17 protein-coding genes are annotated in these 18,313 nt (G+C 58.8%); 13 read left to right on the forward strand and 4 right to left on the reverse strand.

Annotated features, from left to right (window positions below):
* The first annotated feature begins 246 nt into the window (after positions 1 to 246).
* The 3 genes from gabD to ACA072_RS00930 all read left to right on the forward strand — a co-directional run bounded on the left by gabD (position 247) and on the right by ACA072_RS00930 (position 4,517).
* Positions 247 to 1,689 carry an NADP-dependent succinate-semialdehyde dehydrogenase gene (gabD, locus tag ACA072_RS00920; RefSeq protein ID WP_010464868.1) on the forward strand — a complete coding sequence of 481 codons (1,443 nt, stop codon included), beginning with the start codon at positions 247 to 249 and terminating at the stop codon, positions 1,687 to 1,689.
* Positions 1,690 to 1,874: 185 nt separating this feature from the next.
* Positions 1,875 to 3,152 carry a 4-aminobutyrate--2-oxoglutarate transaminase gene (gene gabT, locus ACA072_RS00925; RefSeq protein WP_497622519.1) on the forward strand — a complete coding sequence of 426 codons (1,278 nt, stop codon included), beginning with the start codon at positions 1,875 to 1,877 and terminating at the stop codon, positions 3,150 to 3,152.
* 150 nt (positions 3,153 to 3,302) lie between these two features.
* Positions 3,303 to 4,517: an HDOD domain-containing protein gene (locus ACA072_RS00930; RefSeq protein ID WP_497622521.1), complete on the forward strand. Its 1,215-nt coding sequence runs from the start codon at positions 3,303 to 3,305 to the stop codon at positions 4,515 to 4,517.
* Positions 4,518 to 4,729: 212 nt separating this feature from the next.
* Here the strand turns inward: ACA072_RS00930 and ACA072_RS00935 are convergent, their stop codons facing one another.
* Both ACA072_RS00935 and desA read right to left on the reverse strand, forming a co-directional pair.
* Positions 4,730 to 5,719 carry a GGDEF domain-containing protein gene (locus ACA072_RS00935; RefSeq protein WP_497622522.1) on the reverse strand — a complete coding sequence of 330 codons (990 nt, stop codon included), beginning with the start codon at positions 5,717 to 5,719 and terminating at the stop codon, positions 4,730 to 4,732.
* A gap of 284 nt (positions 5,720 to 6,003) precedes the next feature.
* Positions 6,004 to 7,188: a delta-9 fatty acid desaturase DesA gene (gene desA, locus ACA072_RS00940; RefSeq protein ID WP_461978390.1), complete on the reverse strand. Its 1,185-nt coding sequence runs from the start codon at positions 7,186 to 7,188 to the stop codon at positions 6,004 to 6,006.
* Positions 7,189 to 7,335: 147 nt separating this feature from the next.
* On the opposite strand from desA, the gene dibA reads away from it, so the two are divergent.
* From dibA to ACA072_RS00970, 6 genes are all read left to right on the forward strand, one after another.
* Positions 7,336 to 9,255, forward strand: coding sequence for a phosphodiesterase DibA (dibA, locus tag ACA072_RS00945; RefSeq protein ID WP_497622523.1), 1,920 nt, complete (start codon positions 7,336 to 7,338; stop codon positions 9,253 to 9,255).
* Positions 9,256 to 9,453: 198 nt separating this feature from the next.
* Positions 9,454 to 9,636 (forward strand): sulfur starvation response protein OscA, encoded by a 183-nt coding sequence (gene oscA, locus ACA072_RS00950; protein ID WP_007945260.1) that lies wholly within the window; start codon positions 9,454 to 9,456, stop codon positions 9,634 to 9,636.
* 69 nt (positions 9,637 to 9,705) lie between these two features.
* Complete coding sequence (locus tag ACA072_RS00955) at positions 9,706 to 10,719, forward strand: sulfate ABC transporter substrate-binding protein (RefSeq protein WP_497622524.1); 1,014 nt, start codon at positions 9,706 to 9,708, stop codon at positions 10,717 to 10,719.
* A gap of 175 nt (positions 10,720 to 10,894) precedes the next feature.
* Entirely contained in the window at positions 10,895 to 11,713 is an 819-nt protein-coding gene (cysT, locus tag ACA072_RS00960) for a sulfate ABC transporter permease subunit CysT (protein WP_131060524.1), read from the forward strand.
* A gap of 13 nt (positions 11,714 to 11,726) precedes the next feature.
* Positions 11,727 to 12,596 (forward strand): sulfate ABC transporter permease subunit CysW, encoded by an 870-nt coding sequence (cysW, locus tag ACA072_RS00965; protein WP_497622526.1) that lies wholly within the window; start codon positions 11,727 to 11,729, stop codon positions 12,594 to 12,596.
* A gap of 3 nt (positions 12,597 to 12,599) precedes the next feature.
* Positions 12,600 to 13,589, forward strand: a complete 990-nt coding sequence (locus ACA072_RS00970) for a sulfate/molybdate ABC transporter ATP-binding protein (protein WP_497622528.1) — start codon at positions 12,600 to 12,602, stop codon at positions 13,587 to 13,589.
* Positions 13,590 to 13,727: 138 nt separating this feature from the next.
* On the opposite strand, the gene ACA072_RS00975 is transcribed toward ACA072_RS00970, so the two are convergent.
* On the reverse strand, positions 13,728 to 14,246 hold the full coding sequence (locus ACA072_RS00975; protein ID WP_497622530.1) for an Mpo1 family 2-hydroxy fatty acid dioxygenase: 519 nt from the start codon (positions 14,244 to 14,246) through the stop codon (positions 13,728 to 13,730).
* A gap of 84 nt (positions 14,247 to 14,330) precedes the next feature.
* Between ACA072_RS00975 and ACA072_RS00980 the strand changes: the two genes are divergently transcribed.
* From ACA072_RS00980 to ACA072_RS00995, 4 genes are all read left to right on the forward strand, one after another.
* Positions 14,331 to 15,017, forward strand: coding sequence for a Crp/Fnr family transcriptional regulator (locus tag ACA072_RS00980; protein WP_497622531.1), 687 nt, complete (start codon positions 14,331 to 14,333; stop codon positions 15,015 to 15,017).
* A 192-nt stretch (positions 15,018 to 15,209) separates the two neighbouring features.
* Positions 15,210 to 15,575, forward strand: coding sequence for a response regulator (locus ACA072_RS00985; RefSeq protein ID WP_497622534.1), 366 nt, complete (start codon positions 15,210 to 15,212; stop codon positions 15,573 to 15,575).
* 111 nt (positions 15,576 to 15,686) lie between these two features.
* Complete coding sequence (locus tag ACA072_RS00990; RefSeq protein ID WP_462029522.1) at positions 15,687 to 15,935, forward strand: helix-turn-helix domain-containing protein; 249 nt, start codon at positions 15,687 to 15,689, stop codon at positions 15,933 to 15,935.
* On the forward strand, positions 15,928 to 17,160 hold the full coding sequence (locus ACA072_RS00995) for a type II toxin-antitoxin system HipA family toxin (protein WP_497622535.1): 1,233 nt from the start codon (positions 15,928 to 15,930) through the stop codon (positions 17,158 to 17,160). The genes ACA072_RS00990 and ACA072_RS00995 overlap by 8 nt, the downstream gene beginning before the upstream one ends.
* Before the next feature lie 127 nt (positions 17,161 to 17,287).
* Here the strand turns inward: ACA072_RS00995 and ACA072_RS01000 are convergent, their stop codons facing one another.
* Positions 17,288 to 18,292 (reverse strand): AraC family transcriptional regulator, encoded by a 1,005-nt coding sequence (locus ACA072_RS01000; protein ID WP_497622536.1) that lies wholly within the window; start codon positions 18,290 to 18,292, stop codon positions 17,288 to 17,290.
* Positions 18,293 to 18,313: the final 21 nt, after the last annotated feature.

Consider the following 18,313-nt stretch of genomic DNA (forward strand, 5'->3'; position numbering starts at 1 on the left):
TTAGGCAAATGCGGCGTTTTCGTTCTTTTTTTCGAACAGGCTATTGTCCTTTACCCCCTTTGATCCTAGGATTCGTTTGAGATTTCAAACGCTCTTGTCTGGGTGCTGAACCGCACGAGTTTCGAACAGTGCGCTATTTATGTGCTTCAGCCCGGTGAATGATTTCCCTGACGGCAGCCTACAAGGCGCCTTTCTACAATCATAATTCGCTCCGCGCTGGTCGCGGTGCTGTTAAGGAAAGCCGACATGCAGCTTAAAGACACCCAGTTGTTCCGCCAGCAAGCCTTCATCGATGGCGCTTGGGTTGATGCGGACAATGGTCTGACGATCAAGGTCAACAACCCGGCAACGGGCGAAATTCTGGGCACTGTGCCGAAAATGGGCGCTGCCGAAACCCGCCGTGCAATCGAAGCCGCTGACAAAGCGCTGCCGGCCTGGCGTGCACTGACCGCCAAGGACCGTGCGAACAAGCTGCGTCGCTGGTTTGAACTGATCATCGAAAACCAGGACGACCTCGCTCGCCTGATGACCCTGGAGCAGGGCAAGCCATTGGCCGAAGCCAAGGGCGAAATCGTTTACGCCGCTTCCTTTATCGAGTGGTTCGCCGAAGAAGCCAAGCGCATCTACGGTGACGTGATTCCGGGCCACCAGCCAGACAAGCGCCTGATCGTGATCAAGCAGCCGATCGGCGTGACCGCAGCAATCACCCCATGGAACTTCCCGGCCGCGATGATCACCCGTAAAGCCGGCCCGGCCCTGGCCGCCGGTTGCACCATGGTGCTCAAGCCTGCTTCGCAAACCCCATTCTCCGCATTCGCTTTGGCTGAACTGGCCCAACGTGCCGGCATCCCTGCCGGTGTGTTCAGCGTTGTGACCGGCAGTGCCGGCGACATCGGCAGCGAGCTGACCAGCAACCCGATCGTGCGTAAATTGTCTTTCACTGGCTCTACCGAAATCGGTCGTCAGCTGATGGCTGAATGCGCCAAGGACATCAAGAAAGTGTCCCTGGAATTGGGCGGCAACGCGCCGTTCATCGTGTTCGACGACGCGGACCTGGATAAGGCCGTCGAAGGCGCGATCATTTCCAAGTACCGCAACAACGGCCAGACCTGCGTCTGCGCCAACCGTCTGTACATTCAGGATTCGGTCTACGACGCGTTCGCCGAGAAGCTGAAAGTGGCCGTGGCTAAACTCAAGATCGGCAACGGTCTGGAAGAAGGCACCACCACGGGTCCGCTGATCGACGAAAAAGCCGTGGCCAAGGTTCAAGAACACATTGCCGACGCGATCAGCAAAGGCGCAACCGTTCTGGCGGGTGGCAAGGTCATGGAAGGTAACTTCTTCGAGCCGACCATTCTGACCAACGTGCCGAAAAACGCTGCCGTGGCCAAGGAAGAAACCTTCGGCCCATTGGCGCCACTGTTCCGCTTCAAAGACGAAGCCGAAGTGATCGCGATGTCCAACGACACCGAGTTCGGTCTGGCCTCGTACTTCTATGCCCGCGACCTGGGTCGTGTGTTCCGTGTGGCGGAAGCCCTGGAATACGGCATGGTCGGCGTCAACACCGGGTTGATCTCCAACGAAGTCGCACCATTCGGCGGCATCAAGGCGTCGGGCCTGGGCCGTGAAGGCTCCAAGTACGGCATCGAAGATTATCTGGAAATCAAATACCTCTGCCTGGGCATCTAAGCTCGGCGGACGGGAATGCAACAAGCGGAAAGGGCACGAGAGCGCTGTCCCTTTCTGCGCTTCAAACGGAATTTTCTCTGTGGCCGGGAACGCTGTGGCAGTCGATCATCGCATGCTGCCGTAGTTGCCTCCCCGCTGCATTTTCCTTGAGCCACGCCGCCCGATGAGCGGTGAATGAGGACTTTATGAGCAAGACTAACGCATCCCTGATGAAACGCCGCGAAGCCGCTGTACCACGCGGTGTTGGCCAGATTCACCCGATCTTCGCCGAGTCCGCGAAGAACGCCACAGTGACCGACGTTGAAGGTCGCGAGTTCATCGATTTCGCCGGCGGTATCGCCGTACTGAACACCGGTCACCTGCACCCGAAAATCATCGCGGCCGTGACCGAGCAACTGAACAAGCTGACCCACACCTGCTTCCAGGTGCTGGCGTACGAACCGTACGTAGAGCTGTGCGAAAAAATCAACGCCAAGGTGCCAGGTGATTTCGCCAAGAAAACCCTGCTGGTGACCACTGGTTCCGAAGCTGTAGAAAACGCCGTGAAGATCGCCCGTGCCGCCACTGGCCGTGCTGGCGTGATCGCTTTCACCGGCGCTTACCACGGTCGCACCATGATGACCCTGGGCCTGACCGGTAAAGTCGTGCCTTACTCGGCCGGCATGGGCCTGATGCCTGGCGGCGTGTTCCGCGCGCTGTACCCGAACGAACTGCACGGTGTGAGCGTCGACGACTCGATCGCCAGCATCGAACGCATTTTCAAGAACGACGCCGAGCCGCGTGACATTGCTGCCATCATCATCGAGCCGGTTCAGGGCGAAGGTGGTTTCTACGTCGCACCGAAAGAATTCATGAAGCGTCTGCGTGCCCTGTGCGACCAGCACGGCATCCTGCTGATCGCTGACGAAGTGCAGACTGGCGCTGGCCGTACCGGCACGTTCTTCGCCATGGAACAGATGGGCGTTTCTGCCGACCTGACCACTTTCGCCAAATCCATCGCTGGCGGTTTCCCGTTGGCCGGTGTGTGCGGCAAAGCCGAATACATGGACGCTATCGCTCCAGGCGGCCTCGGTGGCACCTACGCCGGTAGCCCGATCGCTTGCGCCGCGGCCCTGGCCGTGATGGAAGTGTTCGAAGAAGAGCACCTGCTGGATCGCTGCAAGGCTGTCGGCGAGCGTCTGGTCACTGGCCTGAAAGCCATCCAGGCCAAATACCCGGTGATCGGCGAAGTCCGTGCCCTGGGCGCGATGATCGCGGTTGAGCTGTTCGTCGATGGGGACAGCCACAAGCCAAACGCTGCCGCTGTGGCATCGGTTGTGGCCAAGGCTCGCGACAAGGGTCTGATCCTGCTGTCTTGCGGCACTTACGGCAACGTTCTGCGCGTCCTGGTACCGCTGACTTCGCCAGACGAGCAACTGGACCAAGGTCTGGCAATCATCGAAGAGTGCTTCTCGGAACTGTGATGTCCGGGCACTGACTGATTTGTGATCTGATCGACAAAAAACCCGCTTCGGCGGGTTTTTTTTCGCCTCTTGAAACACATTGAGGGCATTTGATCTGTATCGAACCGCGAGCGTTGACTAAGGTTCAAGCATTGCGAGGGAGCGTGTTGCATGACTGCCGTAGATTTGCCCGCTGTACCGAGAGTCTTGATCGCCGAGGCCGACCCCTGGTCTCGCGACCTACTAAAGCATGTGTTGTTGAGTGTGCGCTGCGACGCAAGGCTGGATGTGTGTGCCGATGGCCAACAGGCGCTGGAACTGTTGGCGGAAAATCCCTACGACTTGGTGATCGTCGACTGGGAACTGCCAGGCGTTGATGGCCTAAATGTTTTGCGCAACGTGCGTCAACGCAAGCGCAATCCGCCGCTGCCCTTCATTCTGATGAGCAGCCGCAACGACAGCGCCAGCGTGCGCGAAGCCTTGCCCCTGGCGCCCACGGCGTATCTGACCAAACCCCTGGACATGGAAGGCCTGACTCATCGCCTGCAAGAATTGCTGGTGAACGCCGGAGAGGAGGTTGCCTGCGAGGTGCCAACGCTAGCGCCCGGCATGACCCTGTCGGTGTACCTGGAGCGTCGCCGTGAACTGGCGGAGGGTGCGCCGTTGATGACCGACGTGCAGGTGGCGATCAAGCGCAGTCTCAATCCCAATGGCCTCGATCTGACCCGGCTGGGAGACGAAATCCGCACCGATCCGCAGGTCACCGCCGTGCTGATCGCCGCCGCCAACAGTGCGGCTCATCACCTGGGTGACGCCGTACAAACCCTGTCCCAGGCGCTGCATCGCTTGGGCACCGGGCAAAGCATGAACCTGATTCTCGGGCTGGCGCTCAAGCGCAGTGCCCGGCTCAGCGATCCGTTTCTCGCGGATTACGCCGAGCGTTATTGGGAGTTGTCGCTGCACACCGCCGAATACGCCCGCACGCTGGCGCGCTTGCTGGACCTGGATCAGGAGCGCTGTTATTGCGCGGGCATGCTGCATTGCCTCGGCGACCTCGCCTTGCTGAGGTGTTTGCAGGAATGGAAGCAGGCCGGTGGCGAGCTGGATGAATGGGAGGAGGTGGGAGAGGCCTTGGCCGACTTCGGCGCGGCCTACGGTTCGGCGCTGCGCACCCGCTGGCGCCTGCCGCTGGAGTTGCGAGAGCTGATTGCAGCGGTCTACCAGCTCGGTGGCGGGGTTTACTCTCGCGAAGCGCTGGTGATGAACATTGCTGCGCAACTGGCGCGTCTGACGGAGCATGAGGGCATTGAGGCATTGGCCAAGAGCCGGACTGCGCGGTTGCTCAGGATTGGGTTGCCGGAATTGATGCGGTTGCGCAAAAAGTAAGCACTCCACATAACCCAATGTGGGAGCGGGCCTTTGTGGTGAGGGGATTTATCCCCGTTGGGTCGCGCAGCGGCCCCAAACCTGCGATACCGGAGTATCAGATACCCCGCGTGCATCGGTTCTGCGACTGCTTCGCAGCCGAACGGGGATAAATCCCCTCGCCACAAAGGCTCGCTACCGCAGGGGGGATGGTGTTGAATTTGGTGTTGGGGTCAGCCGGAAATAATGCGGTTTTTACCCTGGCGCTTGGCTTCATACATCGCCGAATCTGCGCGGGCGAACACGCTATCAAGGGAATCATCCTCCGCATTCAGGTTGGTCAAGCCCTGGCTGATGGTGATGCCGAACGTCTGGTCGTCATGGCTGAAGCTCAATTGCTGAATCTGCCGCTGCAGGCGCTCGGCGACTTGCATGGCCATGTCGGGAGCGCAGCCGGGGAACACCGCTGCGAATTCCTCGCCACCGATCCGACCGAAAAAATCCCCCCGGCGTAAGGCGGCACGACCGCTCTCGGCGATTCGTTGCAGTACGTTGTCGCCGGCTTGATGGCCGTAGGTGTCGTTGACCACTTTGAAGTCATCGATGTCCAGCAACAGGAACGCCATCGGTGCGCCTTGTTTGCGCGCCTGCGCAAACTCGCGTTGGGCGCATTCGAAGAAGTGTCGGCGATTGCTGCTTTGCGTCAGCACGTCGGTGGTGGCCAGGCGCTGCAGCTCGGCCTCCATTCGTTTCTTTTCGGTGATGTCTTCGGCAATGCCGACGATGATCACCGGTTGGCCCGGCTCGGCCTGACGGTTGATGAAGCATTTGTCGCTGAGCCATCGCACCTGGCCGTCGGCGGCGATGATGCGGTATTCGCGGTCTTCAACGGCGCCTTTGACCAGGACTTCGGCCAGGCTGTGCTCGGCATAGTCCAGGTCGTCGGGGTAAATGCTGTCGCGCCATTCGTTGTAGTCGGACAGCAACAGGCCTGCGGAACGGCCAAAAATCCGCTCATAGGCCGGGCTGACGTAGAGCACCTGACGGGTTTCCCAATTGAATGCCCAAAGCACCGCGTTCACGCTCACCAGCAGGGAGCTGAACAGCTGCTCGCGTTCGCTCAGGCGCGCCACTTCGCCCTGGGCATGCATGAGCGCCATCAGGGTTTGAGCGGCGTCCGGCCACTGAGGAAGGGATGAGTCTTGTGGGTTTTTGGGGACCATCGGGACAAATCTCAAAGGGCATGCGCCGCTCGAGATTCGAAAGCGGCTACAGCAAAGCCCGCCGGGTGGCGAAGTGTCTTTGAGATAGGGGATTTGGAGATTGGTTCCCGGCCTTGGGGGCGCGGGAGCTGGCTCCCGCCGGGCGGTATAGGCGACGCGTTTTTTCAGTTAAAACGCGTCGTCAGATTTGCGGCGACTTCGTCGCCGAACGGGGTGATGCGGCATTCCGATAAATCCCCTCGCCACAGACAAGCTCCCTTGCTACAGGGAAACCCTTCGCAGGGTCAGACAGCAGCGGGACGCAGGGAGTAGGTTTTCAGCTGGTCGGCGAAGTCGCGCAGGGATTGAATCCCGCTGGCTTCTGCTTCATGAACCCAATCCTTGATGGCGGCCAGCATGTCGTGACCATTTGAGCTTGTCTTGACCCAGATCTGCTGCAAGGCCAGGCGTTTCTCGTAAATTACCTTCAGCGCCTGGCTGTGCTCGAGCATGGTCTGGATGCGAACGTGGTGTTTTTCGTCCAGCAGGCTGGTTTCCCGGGAAAGCAGGCGCTTGGCCCGGTGAAACTGGTGACGGACCGAATGATCGACCTTTTCCAGCTCTTGCTTGACCAGCGGCGCGATCACCAATTTGCGGTACTGGGCCATGATCTGGAAACGGTTGTTGAGGATCGCCATGGCGGTGTCCATGTCCAGGCTGCCTTTGCCTTCGACGCGGTGGGCGATTGGCGCAACTCGCTGGACCTTGGCCAGACGGAAGAAACTGAAGACCTGGATCCAGGCCCAGCCGAGGTCGAACTCCCACTTCTTCACCGACAATTTTGCCGAGTTCGGGTAGGTGTGATGGTTGTTATGCAGTTCTTCACCGCCGATCAGGATGCCCCAAGGCACCAGATTGGTTGCCGCGTCGCGGCATTCGAAGTTGCGGTAACCGATGGCATGGCCCAGGCCATTGACCACGCCGGCGGCCCACACCGGGATCCACATCATCTGGATGGCCCAGATGGTGATGCCGATGGTGCCGAACAGCAGCAGGTCGATGACCGCCATGATCGCCACACCCAGCAGCGGGTAGCGGCTGTAGAGGTTGCGTTCGATCCAGTCTTCGGGGCAGTTCTTGCCGTAGATGCGCAGGGTCTCCGGGTTTTCCGCTTCGGCGCGGTACAGCTCGGCACCTTTGCGCAGAACGGTGGACAGGCCCTTGATGACCGGGCTGTGCGGGTCATCGACGGTTTCGCATTTGGCGTGATGCTTGCGGTGGATAGCGGTCCACTCGCGGGTGTTCTGCGCCGTGGTCAGCCACAGCCAGAAGCGGAAGAAATGTTTCAGGCCAGCATTGAGCTCAAGCGAGCGATGGGCTGAATAACGATGCAGATAGACCGTGACGCCAATGATCGTCACGTGGGTCATCAGCAGGGTGACTGCCACCAGTGACCAGGGCGACAAGCCGAGAAAACCTTCGTACCACATAGGCTATAGGGCCCTCGATAAATAAAAAAATAGCCGTTGCATTATCACTAAGCCCACAGATAAAACCAGTCGCCCTTTCAGATAAGAGTGCCCGGATGTTTCTTTAACCTATAATCCCAACCATTTTGTAGGGACATGGACGGCCGAATGTCTGCCACATATCGCGATGCCTTGCGTGCAGCGCTGCTCTACCTGGTGCTTTCCGCAGTCTGGCTGCAGTTTAGCGGGTACTTATTGAACAGTTTCTTCGATGACTCTGCTGAGTTACTGCGATGGCAACTGATCAACGGTTACGTCTGGGTCGTGTTTAGTGCCGGGCTGATTTTCATTGCCCGAGCACGATTGCTCCGACGCCTGGGTGTCGGCGTCACATTGCGTGAGCGTAATGACGACCGCGAGCGTTTGCGTCAGGCGGCTGCGGTGTTCGATTGCACTCGTGAAGGGGTGCTGGTCACCGATAGCAACGGGTTGATCGTCCACGTTAACCGCGCGTTCATGGAAATCACCGGTTACTCGTTTGAGGAAGTGCTGGGCCAGCGACCGAGCCTGTTCAAGTCGGGCCATCATCCAGCGGATTTTTACCAGGCGATGTTCGCGACACTCAATTGCATCGGCGAGTGGAGCGGGGAAATCTGGAACCGCCGCAAAAGCGGTGAGATCTACCCGCAATGGCAGACGATCCGCGTCATTCGCGACGATCAGGACCAGCTCAGCCACTACGTCGCCGTATTTTCCGATATCAGCGCGATCAAGAACTCAGAGCATGAACTCAAGCATCTGGCTCATCACGACCCGCTGACGGATTTGCCAAACCGGTTGCTGTTCACCGACCGTACCGAGCAGGCACTGACGTCGGCGCAACTCCACAAGCGTGGCTGTGCGTTGCTGATGGTCGACCTGGATCATTTCAAGATGATCAACGACAGCCTCGGACACACGGTCGGCGACCAACTGCTCAAGGCAGTGGCCGAGCGTTTGCAGGCCTTGCTTGGCCCGGAGATCACGTTGGCGCGATTGGGGGGTGATGAGTTTGCGGTGCTCGCCGAAAGCTGTCCGCAGTTGATGCAGGCTGCGGCGCTGGCGCAGCGGATCATTGATGGTCTCAAAGAGCCGTTCCTGATTGGCGGGCATCAACTGTTCATCAATACCAGCATCGGTATCAGCTTGTTCCCCGGCGATGCAACGAGCGCCGAACAGCTATTGCGTAACGCTGACTCGGCGCTATTCAAGGCCAAAAGCGCTGGTCGCGACGGCTACGCCCTTTACACCGAAGAGCTGACAGCCCATGCCCAGAATCGGGTCGAGACTGCCGTAGAGCTGCGCCGAGCGCTGGAGCAGCAGGAGCTGCGCGTTTATTACCAGCCGGTTCACGACCTCAGGACCCGTCGCCTGGTGGGCGTCGAGGCGCTGGTGCGCTGGGAACATCCGAAACGCGGACTGGTGCCGCCGGCGGAATTCATCCCCATCGCAGAACGCACCGGGCTGATTGCAGAAATCGACGCCTGGGTGATGCGCCAGGCTTGTCAGCAAATGTGTTTGTGGCAGCAGGCGGGCGTGGCGTTGTCGTTTGTCGCGGTTAACGTCTCGTCTCGATTGTTCGCTCGCCGCGAGCTCTTTCAGCAAGTGGCGAAGGTGCTCCACGAAACCGGGCTGGATCCGGCGTATCTGGAGCTGGAAGTCACTGAGAGTGCGGTGATGGAGGACCCGGAAGTGGCGTTGGAGCAGATGCATCGACTGCGCGAGCTGGGTGTGCGTCTGGCCATCGATGATTTCGGCACAGGTTATTCGTCGCTGCTGCGGCTCAAGCGTTTGCCGGTGCAAAAGCTCAAGATCGATCAGGGTTTTGTCGCCGGTTTGCCGTGGGACGAGGATGACGTGGCGATCGTGCGAGTGATCATCGCGCTGGCGCAAAGCATGGGGATGCAAGTGCATGCCGAAGGGATCGAGCAGGTCGAGCAGGCGCGTTTCCTGCTCGAACAGGACTGCGATCTGGGGCAGGGCTACTGGTTTGGGCGACCGGTCCCGGCCGAGCAGTTGCAGTGGTCGCACGAGCCGGAAATTCGCTAAGCCCATTTCCTATTAAAACCGTGACGCAGAGCGTCACCGGATGCATTCCCACGCAGAGCGTGGGAACGATCGGTTTTCTGGTTATATAAACATTCTTAAATAGTCTTTTTAAGAATATCCCCGCGTCTCTACTATTGCTCTCACGCCACAAGCAGTGCCGCCACTGCCAGGCAACCTCTCAGTTGAAGGAGCAGCACGATGAGCGCATCCCTACGTAGCGTTGACGGTCAAGACGAAGCCACCATCTTGCGTGAGATCCAGAGCGCATTGCGGGATCTGCGTTTTGGCGCTGTGGAAATCACCGTGCACAACGCCCAGGTGGTCCAGATCGAACGCAAAGAAAAATTCCGTTTGCAGAACCCGAGCAACAAACCGAGCTAAAAAAACGGCAACCCGCTTCCAGCACACCATAAAAAAAGCCAACTCACCGAGATTCCAGGAGCTTTCACCATGTCGTCGATTCGTCATTTCGCTTTGGCCGCCCTGGCCAGTGCCCTTTTTGCGGGTTCCGCGGTTGCCAAGGATTACGAGTTGCTCAACGTGTCGTATGACCCGACTCGCGAGCTGTATCAGGATTACAACGCTGAGTTCGTCAACTTCTGGAAGAAAGACCACGCTGGCGATAACGTGAAAATCCAGCAATCCCACGGTGGTTCCGGCAAGCAAGGCCGGGCCGTGATCGACGGTCTGCGCGCCGACGTGGTGACCCTGGCCCTGGCCGGTGACATCGACGAAATCGCCAAACTCGGCAAGACCCTGCCGGCCGACTGGCAGAAGCGTCTTCCTGAGGCGAGCACGCCTTACACCTCCACCATCGTGTTCCTGGTGCGCAAGGGCAACCCTAAAGGCATCAAGGACTGGGGCGACCTGGTCAAGAATGACGTGTCGGTGATTACACCGAACCCGAAAACATCCGGCGGTGCGCGCTGGAACTTCCTCGCGGCCTGGGCCTACGGTTTGAAAGCCAACGGTGGTGACGAAGCCAAGGCCAAGGAATACGTGCAGACCTTGTTCAAACACGTTCCTGTCCTGGACACCGGCGCTCGCGGTTCGACCATCACCTTCGTCAACAACGGTCAGGGCGACGTGTTGCTGGCCTGGGAAAACGAAGCCTTCCTGGCACTGAAAGAAGACGGCGGCGCCGACAAGTTCGAAATCGTCGTGCCTTCGCTGTCGATCCTGGCTGAGCCGCCAGTGGCTGTGGTCGACAAGAACGCCGAGAAAAAGGGCAATGCCGAGATCGCCGAGGCGTACCTCAAGCACCTGTACAGCCCGGCCGGTCAGGAAATTGCGGCGAAAAACTTCTATCGTCCACGTGACAAGGATGTGGCCGCCAAGTACAGCAAGCAGTTCCCGAGCCTGGACCTGGTGACCATCGACAAGGACTTCGGCGGCTGGAAAAGCGCTCAGCCGAAATTCTTCAACGACGGCGGTGTGTTCGACCAGATCTATCAGGCGCAGTAACCTGACTTAAGCCACGCCACGAGCCTTATGCTTGGGCGCGTACTTTGTGGGAGCGGGCTTGCTCGCGAAGGCGGAGTGTCAGACGACGTAAATGTTGACTGATACGCCCTATTCGCGAGCAAGCCCGCTCCCACATTGATGCGTTTAGCGGATAGCTTTTTAACCAAGGACTTATATGTCGCGTCGTATCTCCCCCGTCATACCCGGCTTCGGGCTGACGCTGGGCTACACCTTGGTGTACCTCAGCCTGATTGTGCTCATTCCACTGGCGGCGATGTTCGTGCATGCCGCTCAACTCACCTGGGATCAGTTCTGGGCGATTATCTCGGCGCCACGGGTACTGGCGGCGTTGAAGCTGAGCTTCGGCACCGCGCTTTATGCCGCGATCATCAACGGCATCATCGGCACGCTGCTGGCCTGGGTGCTGGTGCGCTACTCCTTCCCGGGTCGCAAGATCATCGACGCGATGATCGACCTGCCGTTCGCATTGCCCACCGCAGTGGCCGGTATCGCGCTGACTGCGCTGTACGCGCCGAATGGTTGGGTGGGTCAGTTTGCTGCGGACCTGGGTTTCAAGATCGCGTATACCCCCCTCGGCATCACGCTTGCCCTCACTTTTGTGACGCTTCCATTCGTAGTACGTACGGTACAGCCAGTATTGGCCGATATTCCCCGTGAAGTGGAAGAGGCGGCGGCGTGTCTGGGCGCAAAACCCTTGCAGGTTTTCCGCCATATTCTGGTGCCCGCGCTGTTGCCTGCGTGGTTGACCGGTTTCGCGTTGGCCTTTGCCCGCGGGGTTGGCGAGTACGGTTCGGTGATTTTCATCGCCGGCAACATGCCGATGAAAACAGAAATTCTGCCGCTGCTGATCATGGTCAAGCTCGATCAGTACGATTACACCGGCGCTACCTCCATTGGTGTACTGATGCTGGTGGTTTCCTTTGTCCTGTTGCTGCTGATCAACTTGCTGCAGCGGCGCATCGAAACCCCTTAAGGAGGCGCGAACCATGTCCCAATCGTCTATTGCAGCAGCCTCCTCGAACGCCTCCCGCCGTGGCAGTGCCACGTCGCGGCGAATCCTGATCGGTCTTGGCTGGCTGGTGTTTGCCCTTTTCCTGTTGCTGCCGCTGGTGATCGTGGTGTCCCAGGGTTTGAAGAATGGTCTGGGTTCGTTCTTCACCGCGATCCTTGAACCCGATGCGTTGTCGGCGCTGAAACTCACAGTCATCGCTGTGTTGATTTCAGTCCCGCTGAACCTCGTGTTCGGCGTCAGCGCCGCCTGGTGCGTGAGCAAGTACTCTTTCCGCGGTAAAAGCATTTTGGTGACGCTGATCGACCTGCCGTTTTCGGTATCGCCGGTTATCGCCGGTCTGGTCTACGTGCTGATGTTTGGCGCCCAGGGTCTTTTTGGACCGTGGCTGCAGGATCACGACATCCAGATCGTATTCGCCTTGCCGGGCATCGTATTGGCGACGATCTTCGTCACCGTGCCGTTCGTGGCGCGCGAACTGATCCCGCTGATGCAGGAACAAGGCACCCAGGAAGAAGAGGCCGCGCGCTTGCTCGGGGCCAATGGCTGGCAGATGTTCTGGCACGTCACCGTTCCCAATATCAAATGGGGCCTGATCTACGGCGTGGTGCTGTGTACCGCGCGGGCGATGGGGGAATTCGGTGCGGTGTCGGTGGTTTCCGGGCACATTCGCGGGGTGACCAACACCTTGCCGCTGCACGTAGAGATCCTCTACAACGAATACAACCACGTGGCCGCGTTCGCGGTAGCGAGCCTGTTGCTGATCATGGCGCTCTTCATCCTGCTGCTTAAGCAGTGGAGCGAAAACCGTATTAACCGCCTGCGCGCCAGCGCCGCGGAGGAATAATTCATGTCGATCGAAGTGCGTAACGTCAGCAAGAATTTCAATGCGTTCAAGGCGCTGGACAACATCAGCCTGGACATTCAAAGCGGCGAGCTCGTGGCGCTGCTCGGCCCGTCGGGTTGCGGTAAAACCACGCTGCTGCGGATCATCGCCGGCCTGGAAACCCCGGATCAGGGCAACATCGTGTTCCACGGTGAAGACGTGTCCGGCCATGACGTGCGTGATCGCAACGTCGGTTTCGTGTTCCAGCACTACGCGCTGTTCCGCCACATGACGGTGTTCGACAACGTCGCGTTCGGTCTGCGCATGAAACCGAAAAACCAGCGCCCTAGCGAAAGCCAGATCGCGGTGAAGGTTCATGAACTGCTGAACATGGTGCAACTGGACTGGCTGTCGGATCGCTACCCGGAGCAACTCTCCGGCGGCCAGCGTCAACGTATTGCGTTGGCCCGTGCCCTGGCGGTTGAGCCGAAAGTCCTGCTGCTCGACGAACCGTTCGGTGCACTCGACGCCAAGGTCCGTAAAGAGCTGCGTCGCTGGTTGGCGCGACTGCACGAAGACATCAACCTGACTTCGGTGTTCGTGACCCATGACCAGGAAGAGGCCATGGAAGTCGCCGACCGTATCGTGGTGATGAACAAAGGCGTGATCGAACAGATCGGCTCTCCGGGTGATGTCTATGAAAACCCGGCCAGCGATTTCGTTTATCACTTCCTCGGCGATTCGAACCGCCTGCATTTGGGTGAAGACAACCACGTGCTGTTCCGCCCGCACGAAGTGTCGTTGTCGCGGCATGAGCTGGAAGACCATCACGCGGCAGAAGTGCGGGATATCCGTCCGTTGGGCGCGACGACTCGGGTCACGTTGAAGGTCGAAGGCCAGAGCGAGTTGATCGAAGCTGAAGTGGTCAAGGATCACGACAGCCTGATTGGCCTGGCGAAGGGTGAGACGTTGTTCTTCAAGCCAAAGGTCTGGCAGAAACTCGCCAGCCTCTGACTCTGTAGGAGCCGGCTTGCTGGCGATAGCGGTGTGTCTGACACGCCGCGTTGTCATTGATCGCCAGCAAGCCGGCTCCTACAGTGTCTGCGGTGTTCACAAATCCCCTGTGGGAGCGAGCCTGCTCGCGATGGCGTCTTATGCAGCAGCGCGCTTCGGATTAACCCGCACACCCCCAACCCGCGCCTCGATCTGCTCTTTCAAATCCCGCCGCAACCCCAGCAAAAACGCCAACTCAACCACCACAAACAACGGCCCGACAATCAACCCCGTCACGTCATCGACAAACGCCGGTTTGCGCCCTTCATAGTGATGACCGACAAACTGAATCGCCCACCCCACCACAAACATCCCGATTCCACTCGCCAGCCACACCAGCGTGCTTTGCTGCGCAAGAACCTGGCCCGCCCAAACGCACAGCCCCAGCAACACGGTCATCAACACCCCGAGCCGCACCTCCAGGCGCAGGTAAAACCACGCCGAGGCCAGCGCCACCAGCGTCGCCGGCGAAACCCAGCCTCCGCCCCATTGTGGCCGAGACAGCAACACCGCCACCGCCACCACAATCAGCGGAATACCGATAAAGTGGCTGGCAATGTTGCGCGGGTCACGGTGGTAAGCGGCGTATTGACTGAGATGGTCAACGAGGCTTTTCATTGTTATTCCTCCTGTAGGGTGATTGATCATGCCTCGGGTTCACCTTTCGCTCTGTCAGGCAGGCGACAATCTCCAGGAGTTTAAATGGACATGCAGGTCTGGCGTTCGCGCCTGGAGTCGGGGCAGTGGTTCAGTCATTTGCCTGTTCCCTTACAGGATAGTCTGCTGGCTGCAGCCCGGGTGCGACGGTTGTCGACGGGGCAGCTGTTGTTCAAACGCGGCGATCCGCCGTGCGGGTTGTACGCGGTGCTCGAAGGTTCGGTGCGCATCGGCGCGGTCAGCGAGCAGGGCAAGGAAGCGTTGCTGAGCCTCGTGGAGTCGCCTCATTGGTTCGGCGAAATCTGCCTGTTCGACGGCCAGCCACGTACCCACGATGCCTTTGGCGTGGGCCAGTGCACCCTGCTGCATATCCCGCAGGCTGCGCTGCTGGCGTTGCTCGACGAACAACCGGTGTACTGGCGGCAACTGGCGCTGCTGATGAGTCACAAACTGCGCCTGACCTTCATCAGCCTCGAACAGTTGAGCCTGATGCCCGCCCCGGCACGCCTGGCTCATCGCTTGTTGATGATTGCCAAGGGTTACGGCGAATACGATCCGCCGCGCCGGGTGCTGCAACTGCCCCAGGAACAATTGGCGTCGATGTTGTCGCTGTCGCGCCAGACCACCAACCAGATCCTCAAGGACTTGCAAGGGCAGGGCATTCTGAATTTGAAGTACGGCGAGATCGAGATTGTCGATGCCGAGCGGTTGCGGGCACTGGCGACAATCTGACGTGTTGAACACACTCTCTGTGGGAGCGAGCCTGCTCGCGATAGCGGAGTGTCAGTCGGCGTTGATGCCGACTGACATGGCCTCAATCGCGAGCAGGCTCGCTCCCACAATTGATTAGGGTGAAAAGAAATATTGTGGTGGGCAACCGGTACGAACGCGCCTAGCCTGTGACGACGACAATCGAGGTGTGCCATGCGTGTGCTGTTAGTAGAAGACGAACCGGAGATCGCCAAACTCCTGGCCAACGGCCTGAACGAGGCGAGCTATTCGGTCGACGTGGCGCTTAACGGAATGGACGGCCGTCGCTTTATCGAATCCGGCGAATACGAACTGATCATCCTCGACGTGATGCTGCCGGGGCTGAACGGCTGGCAGTTGCAGCAACAGATCCGCAAGCTTGGGGACACGCCGGTGCTGTTCCTGACCACAAAGGATGGCATCGAAGATCGCCTGCGCGGGTTGGAGTTGCATGAGGACGATTACTTGCTCAAGCCGTTTGCCGTGAGCAAACTGGTGGCGCGGGTGCGCAAGTTGTTGCGACGGGATCGGGGGCGATAGGTTCACAGCTCTGGATCAAAATTGAGCTGGACTTCGGTATAAAACTGCACTAAATACAATGCATATCCACAATTTGTGGAAAATTGCACGGTATACGATGCAGGTTGAACAATGGAAAACCTTGGCGAACTCATCCGGTCTCTACGCAAAGAGCGAAAGCTTTCTCAGGATGCACTGGCAAAACAGTACGGCATGAGCCGTTCCACGATTTCAGGTATCGAGAACAACACCATCTCGGAAATCGGTCTGCGCAAGGTTGAGGCGATCCTGAACGGCTTCGGATACGAGCTAACCGCCGTACCCCGTCAGTCGAAGCGTCCAACCCTGGATTCTCTGAAGAAGGTTAATTTCCATGAGTGAGCAGCAGGAAAAGGACAGGCTGCACATTAGTGTTTCTGGAGCGGCAGTAGGCACCCTCGGTCGTAGTCAGTCTCGCGGCGATTCAGTCTTTACCTACACCGAAAACGCGCATGAGGAAAACGCAGTCTCGCTTACCATGCCGACTCGTCTTGAAAGTTACACGTGGGAGCAAGGTGTACCGCCCATTTTCGAAATGAACCTGCCAGAGGGTGCTCTGCGCGATGAATTGGTTCGTCGTTTCAGCAAAGCGGTCCGCGGGTTTGATGATTTCGCGATGCTGGCGATAGTCGGCCCGTACCAGCTTGGACGAGTGGGCATTGCGAACGCGCAAGATGCGAGTGACCGTCCCCCTGAAACCAGCCTCGCGGATCTTCTGGTGCATGACGGCGCGCAAGGTTTGTTCGATGATCTGTTGCACACTTATGGCCAGTATTCGGGTGTTTCAGGTGTGCAGCCGAAAGTACTTGTCCGGGACAGTGCGACAACGGTCGACCGGCTGACCCATCGAGGCGCAACCCATTTGGTCAAATCCTTTCGTCCAGAGGAATATCCCGAACTCGCTGCCAACGAGTATTTCTGCATGCGTGCCGCGCTGCATTGCGGACTTGAAGTGCCGACATTTGAACTCAGCGAGCACGGCAAATTTCTGGTCGTCGAACGCTTCGATCTGAATGACAAAGGTTATTTGGGATTCGAGGATTTCTGTGTCCTCAACGCCTGGCCGTCGAAGGCCAAGTACGATGGCTCGTATGAAGGGGCTGCGAAGCAAATCAAAGAATTCGTTTCCCCACCAATGCTCAACAAGGCGCTTGAATCCTTCTTCAAGATCGTCGCGCTTTCCTCCGGAGTGAAGAATGGCGACGCTCACCTCAAGAACTTCGGCGTGCTGTACGAACATTGCGCCACCGATTCGAAGATCAACCTTGCTCCGGCCTACGACATCGTCACGACGTCGGTCTACATCAAGTCCGACAGCATGGCGTTGCTGTTAGGTGGATCAAAGGCTTGGCCCAAGTACAAAATGTTGATGCGGTTTGGTCGTTCGGCCTGCAACCTGACGGAAGGGCGCTGTCATGAACTGCTGCAACAGGTTGCTCATGGGATGGATGTAGCGATGGGCGAGATGGCTCACTACATTCGGGCTAACCGCGGTTTTGCCGAGGTTGGCGAGGCAATGATGGATCAGTGGAAGTCAGGTGTTGCACGAAGTCTGGTCAAAAGCTGAAAGATTTGCGGCGTTGCAACGGACGCCTTCGCGGGCAAGCCACGCTCCCACAGGGATACGCGGTCATCTGTAGGAGCGAGGCTTGCTCGCGATGAGGCCAGAACAGGCGACACACTTCTCGGATCCGTCACCGCAACCCATCCCGAAACTGCCCCGGCGTCATCCCCGTCCAGCGTTTGAACGCGCGGCTGAAGCTGCTGGTATCGGCGAACCCCAACAAATAGCTGATTTCGCTCAACGAGCATTGCGGGTCGCGCAGGTGCAGCAGCGCCAGGTTTTCGCGGCTTTCATTGAGCAGCGTGTCGAATCGACAGCCTTCGTCCGCGAGGTGCCGTTGCAGGCTGCGCAAGCTCAGGTGCAGGGCTTTGGCGATGTGTTCGGCGCTGGGTTCGCCTTCGGGCAGTTGCTCTTCAATGGCATCGCGGACCTTGCGCTCCCAGGTCAGCGGCTTGAGTTGCGCCAGGGTGCGCTTGAGCACCGCTTCGTTGTGTTCGGCCAGTTCCGGGTTGGCGTCGTCCAGGTGACTGTCGAAGTCCACCAGCGCAAATTCCAATCGGTCTTCGTCGGCGGCGAAATACACCGGCGAACGAAAGACTTTGTGCCATTGATGTGGGTCGGCAGGTTCCGGCCGACGCAAGTACACCGCCAGCGGTGCGTAATCTCGTCCCAGGCGATTGCGGCAGGTGCGCACGTAAATCGCGGCGAACGCGTCGATGGCCTCCAGCGCCGGTGCGGGGTTGCCTATGGGAATCTTTAGGCGGAAACGGTAGCGATCCTCGGCGCGGGTCAGCTCCAGTTCCAGCGCATCGCTGACCACTTGGTGGTAACGCACGATGCGTTCGAACACTTCGCGCAGACTTCCGCTGGCCACCAGCGCATAACCGAGTGCATGAAACGTAGTCGGGCTGACAAAACGCGACACTCGCAAGCCAATAGCCGGGTCGCCGCTGACCTGCACCGCGATTTCCCACAGGCGTGTGGTGCCCGACAACGGGTAACGGGCGTTCGGGTCGTCCATCAACTGCGGGTCGAGCCCCGCCTGATGGCACAGGGCGGTACTGTCGAGGCCCAGCGCATCGAGTTGCTTGCGCAGGGCACGGGTCCAGCTGGCGAGGGAGGTCGGTTCAGTCATGCTGATTGGCGCTTCCGGTCA

This window comes from Pseudomonas sp. LBUM1656, assembly GCF_059716065.1.

Coding starts and splice junctions, on each gene's coding strand:
- ACA072_RS00935 (WP_497622522.1), bottom strand. CDS start 5,719: ATGGTCCCCAAAAACCCACAAGACTCATCCCTTCCTCAGTGGCCGGAC.
- dibA (WP_497622523.1), top strand. CDS start 7,336: ATGTCTGCCACATATCGCGATGCCTTGCGTGCAGCGCTGCTCTACCTG.
- ACA072_RS00975 (WP_497622530.1), bottom strand. CDS start 14,246: ATGAAAAGCCTCGTTGACCATCTCAGTCAATACGCCGCTTACCACCGT.
- ACA072_RS00980 (WP_497622531.1), top strand. CDS start 14,331: ATGGACATGCAGGTCTGGCGTTCGCGCCTGGAGTCGGGGCAGTGGTTC.
- ACA072_RS00970 (WP_497622528.1), top strand. CDS start 12,600: ATGTCGATCGAAGTGCGTAACGTCAGCAAGAATTTCAATGCGTTCAAG.
- ACA072_RS00930 (WP_497622521.1), top strand. CDS start 3,303: ATGACTGCCGTAGATTTGCCCGCTGTACCGAGAGTCTTGATCGCCGAG.
- ACA072_RS00955 (WP_497622524.1), top strand. CDS start 9,706: ATGTCGTCGATTCGTCATTTCGCTTTGGCCGCCCTGGCCAGTGCCCTT.
- gabT (WP_497622519.1), top strand. CDS start 1,875: ATGAGCAAGACTAACGCATCCCTGATGAAACGCCGCGAAGCCGCTGTA.
- cysT (WP_131060524.1), top strand. CDS start 10,895: ATGTCGCGTCGTATCTCCCCCGTCATACCCGGCTTCGGGCTGACGCTG.
- ACA072_RS00995 (WP_497622535.1), top strand. CDS start 15,928: ATGAGTGAGCAGCAGGAAAAGGACAGGCTGCACATTAGTGTTTCTGGA.
- gabD (WP_010464868.1), top strand. CDS start 247: ATGCAGCTTAAAGACACCCAGTTGTTCCGCCAGCAAGCCTTCATCGAT.
- ACA072_RS01000 (WP_497622536.1), bottom strand. CDS start 18,292: ATGACTGAACCGACCTCCCTCGCCAGCTGGACCCGTGCCCTGCGCAAG.
- ACA072_RS00990 (WP_462029522.1), top strand. CDS start 15,687: ATGGAAAACCTTGGCGAACTCATCCGGTCTCTACGCAAAGAGCGAAAG.
- cysW (WP_497622526.1), top strand. CDS start 11,727: ATGTCCCAATCGTCTATTGCAGCAGCCTCCTCGAACGCCTCCCGCCGT.
- oscA (WP_007945260.1), top strand. CDS start 9,454: ATGAGCGCATCCCTACGTAGCGTTGACGGTCAAGACGAAGCCACCATC.
- desA (WP_461978390.1), bottom strand. CDS start 7,188: ATGTGGTACGAAGGTTTTCTCGGCTTGTCGCCCTGGTCACTGGTGGCA.
- ACA072_RS00985 (WP_497622534.1), top strand. CDS start 15,210: ATGCGTGTGCTGTTAGTAGAAGACGAACCGGAGATCGCCAAACTCCTG.